Source organism: Soonwooa sp. (assembly GCF_030151385.1).
Taxonomy (GTDB): Bacteria; Bacteroidota; Bacteroidia; order Flavobacteriales; family Weeksellaceae; genus Soonwooa.
The window spans coordinates 1-24,034 of record NZ_JASLDS010000028.1; the positions used below are offsets into that span (position 1 = coordinate 1).

The 24,034-nt window shown below is 35.4% G+C and carries 20 protein-coding genes; 3 read left to right on the forward strand and 17 right to left on the reverse strand.

Going from position 1 to position 24,034, the window contains the following annotated elements:
- Positions 1 to 15 precede the first annotated feature (15 nt).
- The 13 genes from rplC to Q1V95_RS04540 form a co-directional block, all read right to left on the reverse strand.
- Positions 16 to 642, reverse strand: coding sequence for a 50S ribosomal protein L3 (rplC, locus tag Q1V95_RS04480; RefSeq protein ID WP_079667176.1), 627 nt, complete (start codon positions 640 to 642; stop codon positions 16 to 18).
- A 266-nt stretch (positions 643 to 908) separates the two neighbouring features.
- Positions 909 to 1,730, reverse strand: coding sequence for a GLPGLI family protein (locus Q1V95_RS04485; protein WP_300670819.1), 822 nt, complete (start codon positions 1,728 to 1,730; stop codon positions 909 to 911).
- A 101-nt stretch (positions 1,731 to 1,831) separates the two neighbouring features.
- Positions 1,832 to 2,581 (reverse strand): M17 family peptidase N-terminal domain-containing protein, encoded by a 750-nt coding sequence (locus tag Q1V95_RS04490; RefSeq protein WP_300670822.1) that lies wholly within the window; start codon positions 2,579 to 2,581, stop codon positions 1,832 to 1,834.
- 29 nt (positions 2,582 to 2,610) lie between these two features.
- Positions 2,611 to 3,978, reverse strand: coding sequence for an alginate export family protein (locus Q1V95_RS04495; protein ID WP_300670824.1), 1,368 nt, complete (start codon positions 3,976 to 3,978; stop codon positions 2,611 to 2,613).
- Positions 3,979 to 3,988: 10 nt separating this feature from the next.
- A complete protein-coding gene (locus Q1V95_RS04500; protein WP_300670826.1) occupies positions 3,989 to 4,417 on the reverse strand; it encodes a DoxX family protein in 429 nt (142 codons plus the stop codon).
- A gap of 359 nt (positions 4,418 to 4,776) precedes the next feature.
- A complete protein-coding gene (locus Q1V95_RS04505; RefSeq protein ID WP_300670828.1) occupies positions 4,777 to 6,546 on the reverse strand; it encodes an amidohydrolase in 1,770 nt (589 codons plus the stop codon).
- Positions 6,547 to 6,852: 306 nt separating this feature from the next.
- Complete coding sequence (locus Q1V95_RS04510; RefSeq protein ID WP_300670830.1) at positions 6,853 to 7,545, reverse strand: hydrolase; 693 nt, start codon at positions 7,543 to 7,545, stop codon at positions 6,853 to 6,855.
- Between the two features lie 76 nt (positions 7,546 to 7,621).
- Complete coding sequence (locus Q1V95_RS04515; protein ID WP_300670833.1) at positions 7,622 to 8,167, reverse strand: YceI family protein; 546 nt, start codon at positions 8,165 to 8,167, stop codon at positions 7,622 to 7,624.
- 166 nt (positions 8,168 to 8,333) lie between these two features.
- Positions 8,334 to 9,212 carry a pirin family protein gene (locus Q1V95_RS04520; protein WP_300670836.1) on the reverse strand — a complete coding sequence of 293 codons (879 nt, stop codon included), beginning with the start codon at positions 9,210 to 9,212 and terminating at the stop codon, positions 8,334 to 8,336.
- Positions 9,213 to 9,756: 544 nt separating this feature from the next.
- Positions 9,757 to 10,335, reverse strand: coding sequence for a Crp/Fnr family transcriptional regulator (locus Q1V95_RS04525; protein ID WP_300670839.1), 579 nt, complete (start codon positions 10,333 to 10,335; stop codon positions 9,757 to 9,759).
- Between the two features lies 1 nt (position 10,336).
- Positions 10,337 to 10,657, reverse strand: coding sequence for a hypothetical protein (locus tag Q1V95_RS04530; protein WP_300670841.1), 321 nt, complete (start codon positions 10,655 to 10,657; stop codon positions 10,337 to 10,339).
- 160 nt (positions 10,658 to 10,817) lie between these two features.
- On the reverse strand, positions 10,818 to 11,618 hold the full coding sequence (locus tag Q1V95_RS04535) for a GLPGLI family protein (RefSeq protein ID WP_300670844.1): 801 nt from the start codon (positions 11,616 to 11,618) through the stop codon (positions 10,818 to 10,820).
- Entirely contained in the window at positions 11,618 to 11,878 is a 261-nt protein-coding gene (locus Q1V95_RS04540) for a hypothetical protein (protein ID WP_300670846.1), read from the reverse strand. The genes Q1V95_RS04535 and Q1V95_RS04540 overlap by 1 nt, the downstream gene beginning before the upstream one ends.
- 182 nt (positions 11,879 to 12,060) lie before the next feature.
- On the opposite strand from Q1V95_RS04540, the gene Q1V95_RS04545 reads away from it, so the two are divergent.
- The 3 genes from Q1V95_RS04545 to Q1V95_RS04555 are packed head-to-tail and all read left to right on the forward strand — an operon-like array spanning position 12,061 to position 16,142.
- Positions 12,061 to 13,041 carry a hypothetical protein gene (locus tag Q1V95_RS04545; protein ID WP_300670848.1) on the forward strand — a complete coding sequence of 327 codons (981 nt, stop codon included), beginning with the start codon at positions 12,061 to 12,063 and terminating at the stop codon, positions 13,039 to 13,041.
- Between the two features lie 3 nt (positions 13,042 to 13,044).
- Positions 13,045 to 15,747, forward strand: a complete 2,703-nt coding sequence (locus Q1V95_RS04550; RefSeq protein ID WP_300670850.1) for a hypothetical protein — start codon at positions 13,045 to 13,047, stop codon at positions 15,745 to 15,747.
- Between the two features lie 2 nt (positions 15,748 to 15,749).
- Positions 15,750 to 16,142, forward strand: a complete 393-nt coding sequence (locus tag Q1V95_RS04555) for a hypothetical protein (RefSeq protein WP_300670852.1) — start codon at positions 15,750 to 15,752, stop codon at positions 16,140 to 16,142.
- 63 nt (positions 16,143 to 16,205) lie between these two features.
- Here Q1V95_RS04555 and Q1V95_RS04560 read toward each other — a convergent pair whose 3' ends face one another.
- The 4 genes from Q1V95_RS04560 to rpsJ form a co-directional block, all read right to left on the reverse strand.
- Positions 16,206 to 18,464, reverse strand: a complete 2,259-nt coding sequence (locus tag Q1V95_RS04560; RefSeq protein ID WP_300670855.1) for a reprolysin-like metallopeptidase — start codon at positions 18,462 to 18,464, stop codon at positions 16,206 to 16,208.
- Positions 18,465 to 18,761: 297 nt separating this feature from the next.
- On the reverse strand, positions 18,762 to 21,029 hold the full coding sequence (locus Q1V95_RS04565; protein WP_300670858.1) for a reprolysin-like metallopeptidase: 2,268 nt from the start codon (positions 21,027 to 21,029) through the stop codon (positions 18,762 to 18,764).
- 430 nt (positions 21,030 to 21,459) lie between these two features.
- Entirely contained in the window at positions 21,460 to 23,724 is a 2,265-nt protein-coding gene (locus Q1V95_RS04570) for a TonB-dependent siderophore receptor (RefSeq protein WP_300670860.1), read from the reverse strand.
- 138 nt (positions 23,725 to 23,862) lie between these two features.
- A partial coding sequence (rpsJ, locus tag Q1V95_RS04575; RefSeq protein ID WP_300670862.1) for a 30S ribosomal protein S10 occupies positions 23,863 to 24,034 on the reverse strand: 172 nt, incomplete at its 5' end.

Sequence of the window (24,034 nt, forward strand, 5' to 3'; positions counted from 1 at the left end):
ATGTATTTAATACTACTAGTTCCATTTTCTGATAATTACATAAGAATTTTTAGCTCCCGGAATAGCACCTTTTACTACTAAAAGATTTTGCTCTCCATCTACTTTCAACACCTGAAGGTTTTGTACAGTTACCTGCTTACCTCCCATTCTTCCAGCCATTCTCATCCCCTTGAATACTCTTGAAGGATCTGATCCCGCACCGATAGAACCCGGAGCTCTAAGTCTGTTGTGCTGACCATGAGTTGCTTGCATTACACCTCCAAAGTTGTGTCTTTTAACAACACCTTGGAAACCTTTACCTTTTGAAGTTCCTGTAATATCAACAAATTCACCTTCTGCGAATAAGTCAACTTTAACTTCGTCTCCTACTTTTACTTCGTCAACAAATTCTCTGTAGAATTCTACCAACTTAGCTTTAGGAGTTGAACCAGCCTTTTTGAAATGACCAGCTAACGCTTTACCAACGTTCTTCTCACTCTTGTCATCGAAACCTAACTGAACAGCTTTGTAACCGTCGTTTTCAATGGTTCTGACCTGTAAAACCGAGCATGGACCAGCTTGGATAACTGTACAAGGAATGTTTTTTCCTTCTTCGTTAAACAAAGATGTCATACCGATTTTTTTACCAATAATACCTGACATTATTTAATATATATTATTATTAATTCTCAACACTTTAGCGGTTTTTGTCATGTACTATGTTTGAAATAGGCAGACTTCTTCCCTAAAATGAGTGTGCAAATGTATGAATATTTTAATAAACTCCAAAAAAAATTTAAGAAAATATTTGATTTTTTGACAGTTAGCTGATTTTAGAAAAAAATGTGCCAAAAAAATTGCTATCTCGAAACTGAGTTTATTTTCGAAAAAAGATTAAATTTTACCAAAATACAAAACATTGAAAATATTTAATCCAAGTAATTATTTGGTGCCGACCTACGTACTGATTCGATTTTTTTTAACTCATCAGCTGTTAATTCACGATAGATATACCCTTTGAGGCGGTCAGATGTTGTATCAATATAAGCCTGTCGTGCAGCTCTAAATTTTTGCCTTGTCGTACTTTCTGATTTTGAAATTGGTTTAATTAATTGACTAACTTTCTCTAATCCAACCAAGTCGAATGTATTATACGCATTGCCATCAGTAACTTTAAAAACCAAACCAGGCAAAGCTTTAAAAACATAAGGCCCATCTGAGACATGCACTTCCGGAGAATACCATGCCTCGTATAGCCGACCATTATATATACCTGTAGCTTTATAACATAAATATCCCATAATTTCTATGGCACCTTTTTCCAACTTCCATTGGATTTCGTTAGCTGGCGAAAAAGAAAAATAGTTTTTATCAAGTTTATTAAAAATCAGCATGCCTTCTTTTTTATAAACCTCATGAGTTGAATAATACTTTGGAATGTTTTTTAAATCGACATTTATAACTCCATTTCCACTTTTAGCAGCCGCAATACTGTTGCTAATTTGCCTTTGCGTTAAAGAATCTGATAGATATTTTTGTTCACTAAAATAAAGCGAAGATACTTTTCCAATTAGCAAAACCATATCTTCTTCTTTTCTAGAGTTTACATTTAATGTATCTGACAGAAAGCTAACTCTATAAACTGCTTTCAAAAAAGATTCATCTAGAAGCTTTTCTTGTTTCTGTCCAAATAAAAACGAAGAAAACAGTATAACGAAAAGTGTAAAAAACTGTGTGTTAATAATTTTCATTTTCATCTACCCAATATAAAAATATTCAAATATGCACACAACAAAAAAGCCCACCAAAATCGGCGGGCTTTGCATCATTTAATTCTATTCTTTTCGAAAAACTATTTTTTGTAAGTTGATAAAGCATCCGAAATTCCACCTCCTGCAACTTCAAAGAAAGCTGGCCCAGCCAACAAATAAACTTGAGTTAAGGGTTTGAATTGCTCCAAACGATCTGCTTTCAATCCGTTTTGGATTTTATACTCGTTGATAATTCCTTTGGTTACATTACCAGCAACCTCAGCCGTTGGAGAATCGATTCCAGCATCTTTTAGGTCACTCGCAAATGCAAAAGTATTAACATTAAGTTTCAAAGCTTCACGTGCTGCAATTTCCCCAATTTCGGTCATCAACTCTGGTGTGAATTGATTTCTGTCGCCCAAACCAATCAACAACAATTTCTTCGCTCCCAAAACTTTGTTGTCAGGTGTGATTAAAAATGTTTCTAGTTTTCTTCCTTTAAATTTTCCTGTTTTACGGATTTCTGTTAATCTTCCTTTCAACGCTTCATCCAAATGAACCAAACCATTCAATTCTGCTGGCAAAGCTTCTTTGCTGAAAATATCACCTTCCGTATATTCGAACACACAAGCAATTTGTAAGTCTGCAACGGCTGCAGATGGTCCTTGCACCAATCCTGTATATTTAACACCATCGACAGTTCCCCAAGTTTTTTGAGTGCCAATTGCAGTTGTCTTAGTAGTTGACGCCGACTTTACAGCTGTTTCTTGTGCAAAAGCAAAACTTGTAGAAAATGCTAAACCTGCGATTAATACTGTTTTTTTGATGTTTGATAATGTAATCGTTTTCATAATGTGAAATTTTTATTTTATTTATTTTGTTAAAATCTAAATGCTAGTCGGGTGTTAAAGAAAAACGCGTCTTTAGGATTTGCGATTTCATCTTCAATAAATGCACCCGTATCGAAATACTGAAAACCATTAACCCAAGTTAGATTTTTTGTAATATTATAAGTAAGACTTCCTAAAAATGCTGTTCCGATATATCTTTTATTAGAATTAGTAGAGGCTAAATTCAGGTTTCCGTTGGGTCTGTAAATTCCATCATTTAATGAATATCTCCAATTGAAAACCACATCTGCCTGAAACAATATTTTATCTGTCAAATTGATCGTCGCATAAGGATGAATATCAATTAAGTTAACTGGACCAATTTGCGGTGTAAATCCAAAGTAACCACCTTTAGGATATAATGGATTAAAAGTTTGCAACTTCCCATCTCCCATTTGGGAATCGCCAGAGATATAATCATTTCTAAGATTAATTGTTGGTGTTCCGCCTACGTTTACGAAACGATAACCGCCTTCAATCGATGCTGTCCAAGCGCTGATATTCGCGGTTCCGATTTTCCCGAATTGATAAACGGCTTCCAAATTGTATAAAAAAGCGCCTTCATCTTTCCACAATCTTGCGCCGATGGAATGTCTCAACTCTTTAGCTTTACTATCGTTAAAGTTTGTGGTACTTCTACTAACGCCTAAATAATAAACGTCCAAATTATGTGTCGGAGCCAAAACAATCGTATTGTACATTCCCCACAGATTGGCTTTCTTGCTTGACTTATTATCGAAAATACCTTTGTTAAGTATGACATCTGCCATTACAAAAACATCTGAAGTAAAGCGATCGCGACTGTACATTAATTTAACACCATCAAAGTTGAGTCTAACATTTGGACCTTCACGAACGGAAATCAATCTTCCACTTCCGTAGTTGAGTTCTTGGCGACCGATTCTTGCAGTCAGTTTTTCTTTTTCATTCTTAATAACATCAACATCTAAAAACAAATTCTGAACAGCCAACTTATCTTCATCAATAACACGAGGCCCATTTTTTCGTCCGTCTTCCAAAGCGCTTCTCAGTTGTCCAAAAATCCTTACTCTATTTCCCAAATGCAAATCTGCATGTACACAATATCTTTGTAAAAAAAACGGATTGTTTCCGATGTCTGTTCTCCCCCAATCTTCATTATTAAAATCGGTAAACTCCATTCTAGCCTCACCTCCCAAAGACAAATAGGTATTCCCGTTTTCAGAAAGTGGAATGTATTTAAACTTTTCATACCAAGTTCTTGTCGAATCTTTTAGGAAAGAATAATCTTCGTCAAAGCGCATTACTTTTGGCGCTGGAAGTCCTTGCGAAAAGATTTTCGAACTAAATATCAAAAATGCTACTAGCCAAAATTTCATCAACCTCATCTTATTTATTTTTCTGGATGAAATGATCCAACGAATATTTTCCTGGTCCCAAAAATAGAATCACCAAAAAAGACAAGCTGTACATAAAAGGCGTATCCTTAATTAAAGGTGCATCATGAAAATGCAATACAAAATAACCTGTTAAAGTCACTGCTAAAATCGGTAGCACCGCAATCCTCGTCGCCAAACCTGCAATCACAAACAATGGAAAAACCAAATTAGCCGCATCGGCAAAAGCAGAATTAAAAGCTTCTGGTAAGTTAAGCGGATTTGGAACCACTTCTGCTTCTCCAACACCGATTCCTAACTTCTTAAGACCATGTGCGTAGATTAATTCACCAGATAACAATACTCGGAAAGCTAGTAAAGTTAAGTCTTGAATTTTAGGATTGACTTCTGTGCTGAATAAATTTAGTAGTGCGTTTTTCATTGCTCTTATTTTGTACTACAAATTTAGCTTGCACAAAAGCCTTAGCCATTGAACTAGTTCAAGAAATGATTTTTTGGTGAAAGTTTTTTTGGAAGAGTAAAATATTAGAATTTTCTCGCGCATCATTCAGAACGGAACAAAGTGAAGTGAAGAATCTTCTAACTACAAAAGAGATTTCTCCTTCGTCGAAATGACAATCACAATACTTTTTCACAAAGAAAAGGTTTCGATACAATTTTTCTCCATTTCATTTCGGAAAATTACTCAACTTGACGAAACATCAAAACAAAGAAAACCGAACGCCACAAAACGTTCGGTTTAAAAACACAAATGAAAAAATCTACTCTTTCTAATTTTATTTATTTTTGGTAACCTCCAAAGTATTTTACTGGAGACCAAGCTGGGATTACTGGTAAAGCTGCTGGCGAAACTGTTTGGTAATCTTTGTCACCGTAAACTACTTTCCCGTCAACGATTGTCAATTTAGAAACGATTGACTTTACTTCTTCGTCACTCACCGTGAAATAATCTCTATCCAAAATGATTAAATCCGCGAAATAATCTTTGGCAATTTTGCCTTTGTTAGCTTCTTTTATCAAATCGTAACCTCTGTAAGTGTACAATTCTAAAGCAGTTTTACGATCTACTGTATTTTCTTTTGCCATCACTTGAGTTCCACCAACGGTTTTCCCCGTTGTTACCCAATACAATGATATCCAAGGATTGTAAGTCGCTACACGCGTTCCGTCTGTTCCCAAACCAACAGGAAGTCCCATTTCCAACATCTTTTTAACCGGAGGCGCCGCCAAAGCTGCTTTTTTACCATATCTGTGGATGAAACTTTCGCCTTGGAAAGCCATACGATGCTGAATTGCGATTCCACCACCTAAAGCTTTGATGCGTTTCATATTGTCTTCCGAAATCGTTTCGGCATGATCGAAGAACCAAACCAAACCGTTTAATGGCGTTTCTTTGTTTACTTGTTCGATCACGTCAAGATCTCTCGAGATACTCTCGTTGTAAGTGGCATGAATTCTAAAAGGCCAACGTTTTTTAACCAAAAGCGAAAGCACTTCTTTCATGCTACCTTCCATTGTTGCTGGCAATTCGGGTCTTGGGAAAAGGAAGTTTTCGAAATCTGCAGCATCTGCAACGACGTTTTCTCCACCACCTTCAACCTTATACTCGATTTCATTGTGGCCGTTGTGGGCATGGTTTTCGATTTCAACCATTCCTGTCCACTTGGTATAATCAGCCATTTCGGTTCCTTTCTTTTGAGCGAATAAAAAGTAAGGCAATCTTAAAGTAATTTTTCCTGCTTTATCTAATTCATCAGTGATTCCATAATCGTCTGGGAAATTTTGGAAACCTCCACCTGCATCCATCGCCGATGTAACGCCTAATCTATTAAGCTCGGTCATATATTGCAAAGTAGAATTAATCTTTTCGTCGTGCGAAAGCTCTGGCAATTTAGCTAAAGTCGAATACAAGATAAATGCATTAGGTTCTGCTACCAAAAGTCCTGTTGGATCACCGTTGCTGTCTTTCTCAATTAAACCTTGTGGCGGATTTGGTGTGTCGCCATTCATTTTTAATTCTTTAATTCCAGCTTTATTTAACCAAGCTTTTCCATAAAGATAAAGGATAAAAGTTGGAACGTCGCCTGTTGCTTCGTTAATCTCTGCCAAAGTGGGAAGTCTCTTTTCTTCAAATTGATACTCGTTCCAGCCACCAACAACGCGAACCCATTGTCCTTTTGGTGTTCTTGCAGCTTGCTCTTTTAACATTTGTAAGGCAGTTTTCAAAGATTTAACGCCGTCCCAACGTAGTTCTGTATTATAAAATCTTCCGCCGCGGATAACGTGAATGTGACTATCAAAAAGTCCTGGTACCACGCGATTTCCTTTGGCGTCGATTAGTTTTGTCGAATTTGTTTTTAGTTTTAAAATGTCGGAATTACTTCCTGCTTTAATAATTTTATTTCCTGATATTGCTACCGCTTGTGCTTCGGGATTTTTTGCGTCTAAAGTTGTTACTTTTCCGTTTGTGATAATGATGTCTGCTTTCTGCGCAAAGCCGAATGTCGACATAAACAGAGAAGCGATGAGTAGAGATTGACTAAGTTTCATTGTGTAGATTTTTGTAGATTTATTTTGAAAAAAGTGGCTTTAATGTGTGTACAGCCTGCTGGAATCTTATCCAATTTTTTAACATTAAGAAAGCTTTAGGTTCGACATAGTCAAATTAAGATTTTAAATAGGATGTTCTTAATGAACTTAATGAAAATCAATTTATTGATTTCTTAAAATATAGATACTGATGTCATAAACTTCTTAATGTTTAACAAAGAATAAACTTCGTTTATTTTGATTAAGAAAATTAATTTGAAAAAAGTGGCTTTCAAACTTGTTAAAAGCCACTTTGTATGATTTGGATTAGTGCTTCAACATATCATGAGAGTACTGAATACCGATCCCGTAAGAACCACCGTGTTTTACCACTAGATCAGTAACTTCTTTATAAGTTTCTTGACGTGCCCAATCTCTTTGTAATTCTAATAAATACTGAATAGAAGTCATTGGTTTTGCACCAGCTTGTACCATACGAGTCACCGCTTGATCGTGAGCTTCTTTAGAAACATCACCTGAAGCATCTGTGATGACATACACATCGTAACCTTCGCTAAGTGCTGACAATACTGGTCCTACGATACATACGCTTGTCCAAAGCCCTGCAAAAACAATTTTCTTTTTGCCTTTCCCTGTAATTGCTTTGTGAGCGTTAACATCCTCCCAAGTGTTCATCGTTGTTCTGTCAACATATCCACTTGTTGCTTGTGGATAGACTTCCAAAATTTCTGGGAAAACTGGTCCCGAAAAGCTTTTCTCCGCTACCGTAGTTACCACTGTTGGGATTTTGAAGATTTTTGAAGCGCCCGCTACGATTGCCACATTGTCTCTCAATTCGCTCATTGGAATACTATGTGTAGCAAATGCCATTTGTCCTTCATGGTCGATTAATACTAATGCGTGGTTGGTTGGGTTTAGTAAGTTTGGTGATGGTTTTTGCGCCGATGCTGTTGCAAATGTTACTAAAGTGATTACGAATGATAATAGTATCTTTTTCATGACTTTTTAATTTTAGAGTGTTATTTTGAGTGTTGTGATTGTTGTTTTGAATTAGATTCTCAAGTTTAAATTTTGATTAAGCTTCTTTTAAAAATTGAATTTCAGAAATCAGTTTGATGTCCTCGCCTACCAATACGCCACCAGTTTCTAGTGCTGCATTCCAAGTAAGACCGAAATCTTTTCTGTTGATTTTTCCTTTTAAAGCCAAACCAACTTTCGTATTTCCCCACGGATCTTTCATTAATCCTCCAAAGTCTGCATCCAACACGATTGATCTTGTAACATCTTTGATGGTTAAATCTCCTGTGATTTTGAACTCATCGTTGCTAATTTTTTGAATGTTTGTTGATTCGAATTGTAGTTTTGGGAAATTCTCAACATCGAAGAAGTCAAAACTTCTCAAGTGATTGTCTCTGTCTTCGTTTCCAGAATCAATAGAGTTAACGTCTGCTGAGAAAGAAATCTTTGAAGTTTCGAAGTTGTCATCTTCATTTTCGATTCTTGCTTCGAAAGCATTGAATTTTCCAGAAACATTAGTAAACATCATGTGTTTAACTTTGAAACCTATTTCTGAATGTGCTTGATCAATTGTCCAAACTGTTGTTGTTGCTGTTGTAGTCATTTTTGTAATTTTTTATTGTTATTATTTATTTAATTCTATTTTTTATAAATTAAGTAGTGCAATTTTCACTGCTTTTATTTGATAGTACAAATTTAGTTCGCATTTAATCCCTAGTCATTGAACTAGTTCAAGAAATGATTTTTTGTGATTTTTTTATTTTAAAAATTTATGCTAAAGCCATCGGAACATCCATCACAAGGATTTCGGTATCGGGCGACGTTGCTTTGATTTTTAATTTTTGTGTATCCCAAACTCCAAAACCGTCTCTGGTTGCCAAATCTTGACCTTCAACATTTGCAGAACCTTTGATGATGAAGAAATAAACACCGTTTCCTTTTTTCTTTAAAGAATAAGTCGTTTCGAAATCCTTCTCGAAGTTCCCTAAATGAAACCACGCATCTTGGTTAATCGCAACGCCAGCATCATCTTTACTTGGTGATAAAATCTGCTGGAAGTTGTTGTGTCTTTCTGACAAATCCAAGGTTACTTGGTCGTAACGAGGCGTTACATTTCTTTTATTTGGGTACAACCAAATTTGTAAAAACCTAACTTCTTGGTCGCTGTTTTTATTGAACTCGCTGTGCATAATTCCGGTTCCTGCGCTCATCACTTGGATATCTCCTTTTTTGATAATGGCAACATTTCCCATGCTATCTTTATGTTCCAAATCTCCCTCTAAAGGAATACTGATGATTTCCATATTGTCGTGAGGATGCGTTCCGAAACCTCTTGCTGCATCTACTCTATCGTCGTTTAATACTCTCAACACTCCGAAGTGCATGCGGTCTGGATTGTAATAGTTAGCAAAACTAAAAGTATGCTTGCTCAACAACCAACCGTGGTCAGCATTTCCGCGAGAATCTGCTGTGTGAAGAATTGAATTATCTTTAATCTTTGAAGAAGCATTCGGAAGATGATTGTATCCGATTGGTTCCAAAGGTTGGATTTCGTCGATGTCATTTTTAATGATATTTCCGAAAGCTGCAGAGGCAGCAAAAATTCCTGTTCCTAGTAATCCTTTTTTTATAAAATCTTTTCTGTCCATGATTTCTCTGATTTTGATATGACAAATTTAGAGTGGCCAGAATCGGATTACATTGAACTAGTTCAAGAAATGAAATTTTGAGAAAATATTTTTTTAGAATTGAATTTTCGCAATGTCATTCAGAACGAAATGAAATGCAGTGAAGAATCTTTTTTTTAAGATGAGATTCTTCGCTTCGCTCTGAATGACAAGCATTTTCTACTTTATCAATTTAAGTTAACAATCAAAAATTTCAAACGCAAGGTTAGACAAAGCTTTTATGACAAAATGTTTATTTAGGATAAACAAAGGCGTTTCACTTTTGTAAGAAACACAAGTTTGTGTTTCGCAAATAAACGAAGTTTATACTTCTTTAAACATTAAGAAATTTAGAAAACCAAGATGCCGATTGTTTTAAGAAATCAATAAATTGATTTTGATTAAACTTATTAAGAGACTATCTGTTTGCTAGAACTTTATTCTTTAATGTTAAAAATAACTTGGTCAAAAACTTAAGCTGGCAGTTAGAAATTGGGGTTCTTATAGATTAAACAAAAAAGTTGGCTTACTGTGAAGCCAACTTTTTGCGTATTTTACTAACAAATTCGGGAGAAACACCTAAATATGATGCGATGTAATATTGTGGAACTCGCTGCGGAATCGTCGGATATAATTGTATAAATTCAACATATCTTTCGGCGGCAGATTTCGAAATGGTATTTAATAATCTGTTTTGGATTGCGCAAAGATTCCGTTGTACCAATAATCGAAAGAAACGTTCTAATCTTGGATTTTTAGCTAATAGCTGTTCTTTGGTTTTTGGATTTAGCATGACAACTTCCGTCTCCTCCAAAGTTTCCATAAAAAGTCTTGAGGGTTTTTGCTCCGAAAAAGAAGCGATGTCACAAACCCACCAATCTTCAATTGCAAAAGCCAGCGTCACTTCCTGTCCGCTTTCTCCATTATAAAAAATACGAACACAGCCTTTCTTTATATAGGCTTCGAACTGACAAATCTCGCCTTCACGCAATAGAACAGTTTTGGTTTTAAAGCTTTTTTCCTCAAAAAACTCGCTTAAATCCTTCTGCTCGTCCTCCGAAAGTTTAATGTATTTCTGAATATTCGCAGCAAGTGCTTCAAACATATTATTGATTTTCGGGGTTAAGATGTGGCAAAGCAGCGTAGATTTCATTTTTCAGAAGTCCACTTCCGCCACCAAAATGTTCGATTACCGCAATATTCTTTTCGAGAACGATGGGGTTTACTTTTATTTCTTGTTCGAAAGCTTCGTCCAAACCAGAACTTAGCAAGATGATATCTACTGGATTATTTGTAATATAATTATCAACTTGGCTTTCGTCACTAATAAGCTGCGCTTGCCAATTGTCGGTATTTTCTATAAGTCTTTTAAGCGTTGCAAGAATTTCATCGTTTTTCCCAACAACTAAAAACTGGATGTTTGACATATTTCTATTGAATAATATTTGGGAAAGATAGTTTATTACCGAAACAAAAACAACCTAAACCAATAACTTAAGGAAAATTTTAAAAATTAAGAAATCAACCACAATTATCTACTAAAAAAGCTCCTCAAAATTGAGAAGCCTCTTAAAAAGATATCTCTATTTACTTTTCTAAAAAATTATTCTGCTTGTTTAGTTTATCCTGCATAGATTTTCGTACATCAGGAGTAATGACAAGTCCTCTTTGTTCGGCTTGGTAAAGAAAAGTTTCTCTTGCATTTCTTCTAATTTTTCTAGCTTCATCTTTCTTGACTTCATAATAATGTTTGAAATAGTCCTTTGAGAATAGATCTGGAAAATCAGTTTTTGTATAAGCTTCTATTAATGAAAAGCTAAAATATTTATTTGTATCAGTCATTTCAATAATTAAACCTGGCAAACCTTGAAACACATAAGGACCATCTGAAATAGGTATAGCGGTGGTAAACCAAGCCTCCCAACTTCTACCTCCATATTTAAGGGTAGCTTTTTGGCAAGTATATTTATCAATGAGCTTTGTTTCTTGTGTTATCTTCCAATCAAATTTATTTACACTATTATAAAATATATTGTTATTTCCAATAATTCCTTCATATATAGTTGTATTAATAGCACTCTTATAAATACTAAATGTAAATTTTGTTTTAGGAAATTCACTTAAGGAGATATTTGACATACTACTCCCTATTGACTTGCTTGCAAGCTGATTAATATGTCTTTGTAAAGCTTTATAGTTTACACTTGTAAAGTTAGAATCTCCATTATTGTCAACTTCAAGGTCAAAATTTTCTTCTCTAGTAATAGCAATATTGGTAGAATCAGGAACATACGTAAGTTTATAAGTAAAAATCTTTAACGACTTCCCTTCCTGCGAAAACAGAAACAAAGGAAAAAAAACAAATAATATTAATATCTTTTTAATCATTAAACACATAATTCATTATCAAATCTCGCTATCTCATTTAAAATTTCAACAAAACTATTTTCACAAGAAAAACTTGGCCAACCACAACTGGTTGTATAACCAGCAAAAGTATTAGACAAAACTATCTTTGAACTGTTATCAACTGCTTTATCTTCCAAGTTTAAATCCACTATAATTGTATTTGCACTCATAATTCCTGCAACACCTAATGCTATAACTAATACTATTTTTTTGTGAAATTTTAATTTATTAAACAGCATAAAACTAAAGCTAACATTAAAACTAAAACCATGCAAGTATTTATTAAAAAAATATTAAAACTTTTATTATGTTAAATTTCGATTTAGAAAAAATCCCCAATTCTAGTATAGAAACAAAACAGCAACTTTAGTAACTTCGCATCAATGGAAATACTTTTGATAAACTGTGACTTAATTAAATAATGAAAAAGCTTTTTTACCTTTTTATACTTTTATGCTTTTGGTCTTGTGAAAAAAAGATCGAGCACGAGCATGGCTTTTATTATTGGCGAACTAAATTCAATCTTAGTAAAGAAGAAACTAAGCTCCTCAGCGAATCGAAAGTTGAGAATTTGTATGTTCGTTTTTTTGATTTACAAAAAAGTGGAAGTCAATATGAAGCAGTTGGCGTTATCCAAAGAAAAGACAGTTCTAAAATTTCTAAAAAAATTGTTCCAGTCGTCTTTATTACCAACGAAACTTGGAATAAAATTTCAAAAGAAGATGTTAGTTTTTTAGCTCAGAAAACCTTTGACAACATTAAAGATATTTCGAAAAAGTTGCATTTTGATTTAGCCAACGAAATCCAAATTGATAGCGACTGGACAGCAGGAACTAAGAATGATTATTTCTTTTTTTTACAAGAATTACAACGCATCTCGAAGCAAGACATTACGTCAACTTTGCGACTTCATCAGGTGAGAGACAAAAAGAAAATGGGGATTCCGCCTGTTAAAAAAATGTATTTGATGTGTTATTCGACATCGTCACCTTTGGAAAAATCGGATAAGAATTCTATTTTAGATTTAAAACTTTTAAAATCATATCTTGGAAGTCTCAACGAATATCCTGTAAAATTGGATGTTGCTTTGCCAATCTATTCTTGGGGAATTGTTACCAATCATCTTGGCAAACACAAATTGATAAATGCCGTAAAAACCGAAGACTTAGAAAATTCTAATTTTGAGAAAATTGGCGAACATCAGTACAAAGTCTTAAAAGATGACTTTTATTTTGGAATGTATCTTAACAAAGGTTTCGAAATAAAAGTTGAAGAAATTCCCGAATCCGATATTGAAGAAAGTATTAACTTTATCGATAAGAAACTCAACTACCCTTATCATATTATTTACTATCATCTTGATAGTCAGTTCACCCAACATTATAAAAACATCCTGAAATAAGTTATGAAAAAAATAGGCATCAGCGCTCTTCTTCTCTTTGCGCTCAATCAGCAGACTCAAGCTTGTGCTTGGTACGACCCAGATTACGAATATTTTAATCTCTTTACACAGAGCATTATAAAGGACAAATCATATTTGCCGTTTTTATTAAGTTATTCTTCTAAATTTTATGGTGACGAAGTCCATGTTCATGACGAAAACATTGAGGCTTGGCAAAAATTTTTCGGAAATAAATATGACTATGCCGAGACCGAATATTTGGTTAACAAAGTTTCCTATTACGACCTTAACGAGTTAAAAAAAGGAACGACCAACAACAGCTTTCTGAAAAAATTAGGACCGAATTTTTATACTCAAAACAAAGAAGCCATCGACTATTTGTTGGAAGCAAAACATCTAGAGCCTTATATGCAAATCAAGTTTGTGGAAAGCCCAGACAACTATTATTATTCGGAGCCTAACTCGTCATTGCATGCTAGCGATTTGGATTATAATAAAACGATTTCGGCTTTGACCAACTTGTATAACGCGACCAAAAATCCAGAAATAAAACTTCGTTACGCTTATCAAATTGTCCGTCTTAACCATTACACGCAAAATTATCAACAAGCAATTGACGCTTTCAAAAAATATGTTGAGCCACTTAACTTAAAATCTGCGCCTTATTATTTGGCATTGGACCAAATGGCTGGTGCACTTCGAGGTTTGGGCAAAGGTCAGGATGCCAACTGGAATTTCTTTAAAGTATTTTCGTACACGAAAGCGAAAAAAGAGTCGGCTTTCACATCGATGCAATTGTCGGACAGCACGTCTTTCAAAGATTTGATGGCGCGAGCGCAATCGCCAGAAGAGAAAAATATGGCGACTTTTCTTTTAGCTTACAGAGATTATAGCAACCCAATTCCGGCAATGGAAAAGATGTATGACATCGATCCAAATTCAGAAATCCTGAAAGTCCTTGCCGCACGAAGTATCAACGAATTGGAGCGAAGCTATCTACCTATAATGTATAATTCTGACGAGATTAACAACCAAGGCGAAGCAACAACAAGCGGAAATCCAAGTGAAAATTCTAACACCAAATCGACGACAAGCTCCACAACAACAGAGCAAAAAGTTGAAAAACCTAGCTTTTGGTCAAGAGTTGTCAGCTTTTTCAAAAACTTGTTTGGAGGAAGTTCGGAGTCTTCAACAGAAAGAGGAGGAAATCTAAGCGACAAATCTTATCTCAATAATCCAAATAGAATTCCATTCTTCACAGCCAATGATAATCTTTGGGACGACAATGACAAGGTAACCAACTACGTTGACGACTTTGATAAATTTATTGATAAAACCAAAGACAAATCCGATGATGAGTTTTGGAAAATTGCTTCTGCTTATCTTAAATTTTTGAAAAAAGATTATGCGAAAAGTAATGATATCCTAAACGATATTAAAACCAACAATCCAGAATATCTTCAAGAAATCAAAAAAATGAAAGCTTTAAATGCTATCGTTTCTCAACCGAAAATTGATGCTGATTTCGAGAATAAATTAATGACTGACTACAAAGAATACTTTGTTAAACCAGAGAAAAAAGCAAGTGACAGCACAGATTATTATGATTATTCGCCGCCGTCGACTTCAGAATTTTTAGTTGATATCATGGCGAATCGTTACTTCTTGCAAGGTGAAGATGGCAAAGCTTATTTGATGAGCAATTCGTTATCGTCTTTACAATACAGTCCAAATGCGGATTTGGCGAAGAAGATACAAGCCTTTATTAATAAAAATAATAAAACAGCTTTCGAAAAAGAGGTTATTTCTAAAAATATTGACATCAAAGGAAGTCCCGATGCGTTTTTTAATTTAATCTATGGTGACCAAGAAATGCGAAATGCGAATTTTGCTAAAGCCAAAGACTATTATTCTAAAATCAAGGATTTTGGTGGTTTAAATGATTTAAGTTTATACAATAATACCAATGATCCTACACCGCCGACTGATCCTAATGTATATAATGGTTTTAACAATATTTCGCCGTTGGTGTTTGGGCACAATGTTTGGGAAAGCTTTGGAAGCGCCGAGACAGAAAGTATGACAGCTGAGCCTTTTGCAAAAGACTTTCCGATGATTGCAGCAGATATGAATAAATTGGAGTTGGCTAATGCTGCTATCGAACTTCAAAAAATCGGAAGTGGAAAGGATTTGAAAGCTGCTGAAGCCAATCAACTGCTCGGAAATATGTTGTACAACTCGTCGATCTTAGGATATTATCGCGAACTTTTTGTGATGGATCTCAACAATGCCGGTTGGAACAAATATGACTTTTGGAAAACCGATACGCCGTACAAATATTATTACAAAAACTATTCGTACACTAGCTACATCCAACCAGAGAATTTTGATTTGTCAATTAATTATTACAAAAAAGCTCTGGATCAAACGACTGACAAAGATCAAAAGGCAAGAATTTTGTTTCAGATGGCGAGTGCCGAGCAAGGTAAATATTATCAATGGGAAGCTAAGCAAGAAAACAACCTTTCCTGGAATGATCCAGATTATGACAAAAAACGCAAGGCTTTTGATGACCAAATTGACAAAACCAAAAATGACAAATACCGAACTTACTTTGCACAGTTAAAGCAAAACTACGCTGACACGCAATCTTTCGCAGATTTGCAAAGTAGATGTTTGTATTTTAAATACTATACGACAAAATAATTATGAAACATCTTTTTTTAAGTTTAGGATTTTTCACATTGCTAAACTGTAATACTTCAAAAAATAAAATGGCAGAAAATGCAGACCACGATGGTCGACTGATTGGAAAATGGTCCATGGCATTTGATAATGCTTCAATCACAAGATCGCGAACAATTACCAGAGAGGCAGATGGAAAGTTTGTCGCAGATAATGCTACAAGAATCCAAGGTCGTGCCCAACACTATCAAACTTCTGGAACTTGGTGGACGGACAATGGATTTTACTACGAAGCCAACATCCAATCTGGCGACACCATTAAATACAAATACAAAGTTGACAATGTGTCAAAGTTAAGCTTTGAAAAAGAGCCTAGCACAGAGGAAGATTTTAAATATTTTGAAGTGCGCCAATAAATTTTAAACAAAAAAAGAGATGGAAAATTCCATCTCTTTTTTGTTATTTATTTAAGAAAGAAATTAATTCTTCTCAAATTTAGTTGTTGAAGACTCACCATTGATGTTAACTTTAACAAGGTAAAGTCCTTTAACTAATTTAGCAACGTTGATTTGCGCGTCTTTAGTTTCGCCTTTCATCACAAGCTGACCAGCAGTATTGAAGATTTCATAAGCGATATTAGATTTCGCATTAGAGAAATGTACCACATCAACAGCTGGATTAGGGTAAAGCTTAACACTTGTGCTATTAACCTCACCAGTTGCAAGAGAACCTAAAGTAAATTTATTAACAGCGTAGAAAACATTATCAATTGCAGAAATTCTTACAATCACTTGTTTGTTGGCTAATTCTGCAGGGAAAGTTACTGATGCAGCTCCGTTGTTAGGTGTAGATGCTAAAAGCGTTGTCCAAGTCGTCCCATTATCTGTAGTATAGTCAATTTTAACATTTGTAACATTGTAAGGAGAAACATTAGTCCCAGAAACTACCCAAGTTAAATTAACTGGTTCACCAGCATTTCCTGTTGGCATATTTACCGTGAAAGCTGCAGCTGATCCAACCACAATTTTTTGATTTGCAAAAGCCGTTTGCGCTTGTCCAGCAGGTCTGTTATCTCTCACAGTAACACGGAAGTTAGTCGTTTTACTCACCGTTGATACTGCTTCAAAATCATTAACATTTTTTAGATTTCCGGCTAAAACTGTTGCCAATTTTGGGAAATATCTTGTTGGACTAGAGCTTGGTGGTAAAGATCTAAAGTTTGCACCACTTGTATTATTACCAATTGCTATAGCATTTCCGTAGTTATTAGATCCATTTGCTTTACCAACACCACCATAAATTTTGCTAGGATCCATCTGCTCCCAACTGTAGGTTAGTGCATCTCCATCTGGATCTGTAGCTTGTGCTGTTAAAACAAAAGCCGTTGATTTTGGAATGGTGTAAGTTGTCGTCATTGGTGTAATCACTGGCGGATTGTTTGTAATTGGCGTTTTCACACTCACATTAGTATTTGTTAGAACCGCCTGAACCTGATCTATACTTGCTGCATGGAAGTAAGGATCCGAATGTTTTTGCACATCCGTATTACTACCTGTAATACCAGCATAGCCCATAATCGTTGATCCAGAACCTGGTTCCATCTCTGCATTTAGATATTGCTCATAGAAACTATAAGTATGGCTATCACCCAATTGGTGTCCCATTTCATGAGCTACATAATCGATATCGAAGTTATCTCCAAATGGTTTTTTATCTGCAGGAGAGGTAATACCACTACCTTTGTAATTTTCTGGTTCGTTGTAATCATATCCGCAACCATAAGGATCACTAGCTGGTACTGGCGTAAAAGAAACATCATTACTTCCGATACAACCAATACAACCAGCATTACCTCCACCTCCTTCTGCACCAAATAGGTGACCAATATCAAAATCTGCATCCGTCACACCATATTGTCCACCATGCAGGGTTGTCATTAATTCGTAGTTCCATCTACAAAATTGGCCAGCTGGGCTATACGGATCAGTTGAAGCGTCCGCAAAAATTAATGCTGGCGCATTAATCATATTAACATGCAGATTAAACTCTTGCTCAAATACTGCATTAACACGTGTTAGTGTAGCATTAACCTGAGCCAAAGCCTTATCAACTCCACCAAAATAAGCTGTGTACTCTCCAGTAACCGACATTGCCAAACGAAGTGTGTGGAAAGTTTTGTTATTAGATTTATTAGCTACAGCTGCATCGTCTCTTAATTTTTGTAAACGTGCAACAGACTTTGGATTTTCTTTGGTACCACAAGAAAATGGGTGTACATCCTTATTAGACTTCTCACTTACAGTATAATAAGTTTTATCTAAACTTGTTGGACTAATAAACGTGTATTTGTCACCTCCCATAATTGTTGCTTGGAAATCATTGGGAGCAACACTAAAACGAATTGTTTTACTAGGATCATCAACACCTACACCAACATAAGAACCAAGATTATATTTATTAGCCAAAGTCTCATCCATTACAGGGAAACTATTAACTGCAAAACGCTCAATTTTACCAGAAGTTGTTGGAACATAAATATTAACAGTCTGCCCCGCCCCAACTTTGGAAGCCGTTAGTAATTGTGTTTGGATTTGCTTAATATCCAATTTATAAAAACTAGCATTGTTGAGGTTAGTAACACCACGCAGTTCTGTATTATTTGGAGTAGCTTTTGTCCACTGTGCATGAAGCAAGGGAGCAGAAATAGCTAACGCCAAAGAAGTAATTATTAATTTCATAAGAATAAAAAGTTAGGGCGCAAATATATTACTTTGATAATAAAACAAAAGTATATATAATGAAAATATTTTTATTTTAACACTTACATACATTTAAACTATCATAATTTAATTTTCGATACATAAACATTAAAAACATTGAAGTCATTTTTATGTATTTAATCAATGTTTAAAATTAAAATTGCTTCCAATATTGGAACGGAAACTCTAATTTTTTTCATTTGGACTTTCGAAAATCAATTAAAAAAGGTGACAGAAAAAATCCTGTCACCTTTTAATGTATTATAAAGACAATATTTATTTTTTCTCAAACTTAGTTGAGAATTGTTTGCTTGCAGAAGTTGTTTTGAAGATATAAATACCTTTAGCAAGTTTCGAAACATCAACTTTAGCATCTTGTAGATTAGCTTTCATGACAAGTTGGCCAGCAGTATTGTATATCTCATAAGCGGTTTTAGGCTCAACATTACTAACATTAAGAATATCCGTAACTGGATTTGGGAAAACCTGAATAGCTGTTTGATTAACATTATTCACGGCTAATGTTGCTTCACCAAGTACAAATTTCTTAACCGCATAGAAAATGTTTCCGATAGAAGAAACCCTAACAATAACCGTTTGGCTTGACAAACTGCTTGGGAAAGTAACACTTGCGGAACCATTATTAGGTGTAGAGTCTAATAATGAAGTCCAAGTCACACCATAATCGCTCGTATAATCAATTTTGACATTAGCAACATTGTACGGCGATACATTAGTACCAGAAACACTCCAAGTAATATCAATTGGATCACCAGCTTTTCCTGATGGAAGGTTAACTACAAAAGGTGCAGCACTTCCCACAACAACTTTTTGGGTAGCATAGGCGGTTTGTGCTTGGCCAGCAGGTTTGTTATCTCTTACAGTAACTCTAAAATTAGTAGTACGAGCAACAGTAGATACTGCTTCAAAATCATTAACATTTTTCACCGCCCCATCTAATACTGTAGATAACTTAGGGAAATATCTTGTAGGAGAAGTTGTAGGTGCCCATGATCTAAAATCGGCACCTGCAGCTGTTGTACCAATCGTGCTTTTAGTAATCCAAGAACCTGTATTAGCGTCCACTTGCTCCCAACAATAGGTTAAAGCATCACCATCTGGATCAGTTGCTTCTGCTGTCAAAACAAAAGCCGTCCCTCTAGGAATAGTGTAGACTGTAGGCATCGCCGTAACTACTGGGGGATTGTTACTAATACTTTCGTTAACGCCACAAGCAGGACGAACACCCGTTAATAAATTACTTTGTACCTGGCTGATTGTTAAACTATGAAAATAAGCATCGGAATGCCTCATAACATCTGTAGAAGCTCCAGTAATACCAGCATAACCCATAATTGTTGATCCCGATCCAGGCTCAGCCTCAACACCTGTACCTTCGGATTGGCTGTATGTATGATTCCCTCCTAGTTGATGTCCCATTTCATGCGCAACATAGTCAATATCAAACGCATCTCCACTAGGTGGCAACTGCACTGTACTATTAGAATTAAATGTGCCACTAGCCCAAAAGTCAACACCAGGTGAAGTAATACCTGCACCTTTATAACTTGTATTATTAGTTGTTGACCCTCCAGTCTTTAATGTATTATTGCAGACGCACCCAATACAGCCGGCATTACCTCCACCACCTGTTGCTCCGAATAAGTGACCAATATCAAAATCATTATCTCCTACACCATAGTTGGTCGTTGTACCGTGTAGCACATTCATAAGCTGGGTATTCCATGCACTTGGTGGTGAAGTTAGACTTGTTACCGTACTATATGGATCCGTCGCAGGATCAGTAAAAATGATATTTGGTTTATCAATAACATTAAGGTGCACATTAAATTCTTGCTCAAAAACGCCACTAACCCTAGTAATGGTTGCATTAATCTGAGCTAAAGCTCCTGGTACACCTCCAAAGTACTGCGTATATTCCCCAGTTGTTGACATTGCTAGACGTAATGTTTTCATTTTTTGATTTCCTGCTTTATTCGCAAAACTGCTTCTTTCTCCTTCTTGTTGCAAAGCTCTCATTTGTTCAATAGCTGCAGGATCTTCCGAAGTATTACATACAAAGGCATGTCCAAATTTTTCACTTTTGTAATGCACACCGTAATACTTTTTATCAGCTGTAGCAGGCTCTACAAACTCATATCTCCCTTTGGAAATAATCATGGATTGAAAATCATTAGGCGCCACACTAAATCTAATTGTCTTAGTGGGATCATCAATACCAACGCCAACATAGGAAGCTAATTGATATCTGCTAGCAAGTCCTTCATCCATTACAGGAAAACTATTGACAGCAAAGCGTTCAATTTTACCTGTAGCAGTGGGAACGCTAATACTAACAGCGCTACCTTTTCCGATTTTCGAAGCCGACGATAATTGTTGGCGAATAGCATCAATATCTAATTTGTAAAAGTACTGCGAGGTATTGGATTTAGAAACGGGTGATGTTGGAACCCCCTGTGTCCACTGTGCACTAAGACTTGGCAATATCAAAGCGACTGCCAAAGTAGTAAATATTCTTTTCATATTATTTAAGTAAATAGTGCGTAAAAGTAAATTAAAGACAACAAAAAACAACATTCAATAATAAAAATTAATTAAATTTTAAGTATAATATAATTTATATCAATTAGAAAACTACTCTTTGATAAATAAAAAGTATTGAACATTTTTTGAGCCCAGTATTTCTCTAAGATGATGTTTTAAACACTTAAGCATCTTACCACATTGGGTCGTCTAATTTCTTTTGTTGGTACAATCATTTCTATCGCGTCTACGCACCAGATGGCAAAAGCACTGAGATAAATAAGTTCTCATTTAACTAAAAACAAAAGCAGTACATTTTTTTAAGAGTGAAAAGCTCAAAAGCATTTCGCAAAAAAAGAGGCTAACCCGTTTGGATTGCCTCTTCTCGTTAATGAAATATTAAATCTGAAAATGAAAAAAAGTATTGTTATTAGAATTTGTAATTCAGTTGAACTGCAAAATTTCTTGGTTGGATTTGGTCGATATAACCACCTCGGAAATATGAGCTATACCCAACAGAATCAAATATATTATTGAAGAAGACTCTTACACCTACGCCATTATTTAAAGAATAACCAATTTGTGCATCCACTGTTGTATATTCTGGCATATCGAAAGGTCTAACACCTGGCTTTACACTGTTAACGTGTGCTGCTGTAAAGGTTTTTTGTGTCCACTCATCCACAGGACGTTTTCCAACATAATATACGCCTGCACCAACATCCAATCGATCCAACATACCTCCTTTGAATTTATAATTCAACCATGCATTGGCTGTATGTTTTGCTGCATTCATCGGAGCCGAACCATTGACATATGCGGGACTATCTTGGTATTGTGCATCAAGGTATGACCAACCAGACATAATCTGTAGGTTAGGCAAGATTCTACCAATCAATTCAACTTCCACACCTTTGCGTCTAAGGTTACCTGCTAAGCCATACAAAATATTTCCTTTGGCATCTTTAACTGGCTGATAGTCTTTGTCCAAAATTTGGTAGGATAAGTTATTGGTTTTAATATCAAACACCGTTACATTAAATCTAAGTTTTTCATTAAACCAATCCGACTTGATACCCGCTTCCCATTGTTTAGTATCCGATGGACCAACATTACCGCCATCTTGCAAAATATTGTTAACCGAACGAAGTGACGTCGTTGTTGTATATGAGCCGAAAACATTAATATTTTCAATCGGAGAAATAATTAATCCAAAAGATGGATTCCATGTATCTGCAACTCTATAAGTAGAGCCATTAATTTTACTATATCTTAATCCTAAGTGCGTTTTAATATACTTACCAATTGTCATTACTTCTTGCGCCATCAATCCAAAACTTGGTGTTAAAATAGGATTACTTCGACCTAAGTTTTTGTAAACAACATCTACAGGAAGTGTGTTTGGAATTGTGCCATTGACAACATCAAAAATATCAAGTGGATTTCCTGGATCAATACTTCCGTCCTTTCTTTCACTTGAAGCTTTTATTAAATTAGCATCAGCAATTGAGTTTTTGTAAGCAGCATAGGTTACAGAAGATGTTTCGGTTTCTCTCCAGTCAAATCCAACTTGGAAAGTATGTTTTATAAATCCTGTCTGAATATCCTGTCCAATAAAATCAAATTGAAACACTTTATTAAGATCCTCAGATTGTGATTTCCCGATGGTTCTTTGTCTTACAGTATAATCCGTACTTTTTGGAAGCATAGAAATTGAGGAAGATTCGTTATCCGAATTGCTAGAAGAACTAACAAAAGCGGCGCGAAGTCTTAATTTATCATTGAGTTTTCTAACAGCAGTCGTCGCAAAATTAAAGGTCTCAGTTTTCGCAAAATCCGAAGCATAACCTAAGAATTTCCCTTTTGGCATGTGGTACAATGCTTCAACATCACCAGGCGCAGTATTAATAGTTCCACGATCTGGAGTACGCTTATCATGCAAATAATCCATTTCTACATTAATCTCTGTTTTGTCATCTGGACGATAGGTAATCGATGGATTAACATAAATTCTTTCACCTTCAACAAAGCTTCTAAATGAATTGTTATTTTGATAAGCCGCATTGAATCTTACTGCAAGTTTCTTCTCCGAATCCAAAACACGTTGGAAGTCCAAAGTTGGTCTGTAGAAATCCCAACTTCCGTATCTGAAACCAACATTAGTTTGATCTATAAACAAAGGGCGTTTTGTAACCACGTTAATAACACCACCAGCAGAGCCTAGTCCATTACCAACACCTTGTGTTACGGCAGCCGAGCCTTTAATAACCTGAATACTTTCTACACCTTGCATATCTGTTATCATACCCGCTGTTCTAAAATCAGAATCCATTTGGACACCATTTTTAAGAACAGGAACACCTCTATAACCACGAATGGACATACTTTCGCTACCACCACCATAACTAGAGAAAAGCGTAACGCCTGGTACATTTTTAGCAACGTCTGTTACGGTAAGCCCTCCAAGATCTTCAATAACTTTATTGGAAATAACCGAAATGCTTTGGATTTGGTCTCTTGTCTTAAGTGGTAATCTGGTAATAGCTTCTAGACCAACAGGTGGTTTTTTAGCGGTACCAAACAATTCCACTTCTTCTATTTCAGTGTGTTTCTTAAGCGTGTCTTTCTTCACTTGTTGTGCGTTAGCGAAAGCACCAGCAAGGATAAGAATAGAAACAGATACTAATTTGTTCATAAATTTATTTTTTACAAATCTATTATTTTTATTAATTCTAAATAAATATTAAATAATGACTTATATCACAAACAAGCAAAAAAATCCCTTTCCAAATAATGGAAAGGGATTCTATAATCATAGCAAAGTATGCTAGTATCACACTTTAATTTCTACATCAACACCTGATGGAAGTTCTAACTTCATAAGAGCGTCTACAGTTTTAGAAGAAGAAGAGTAGATATCCATCAATCTCTTGTGAGCTGATAATTGGAATTGCTCTCTTGCTTTCTTGTTAACGTGCGGAGATCTCAACACAGTGAAGATTCTT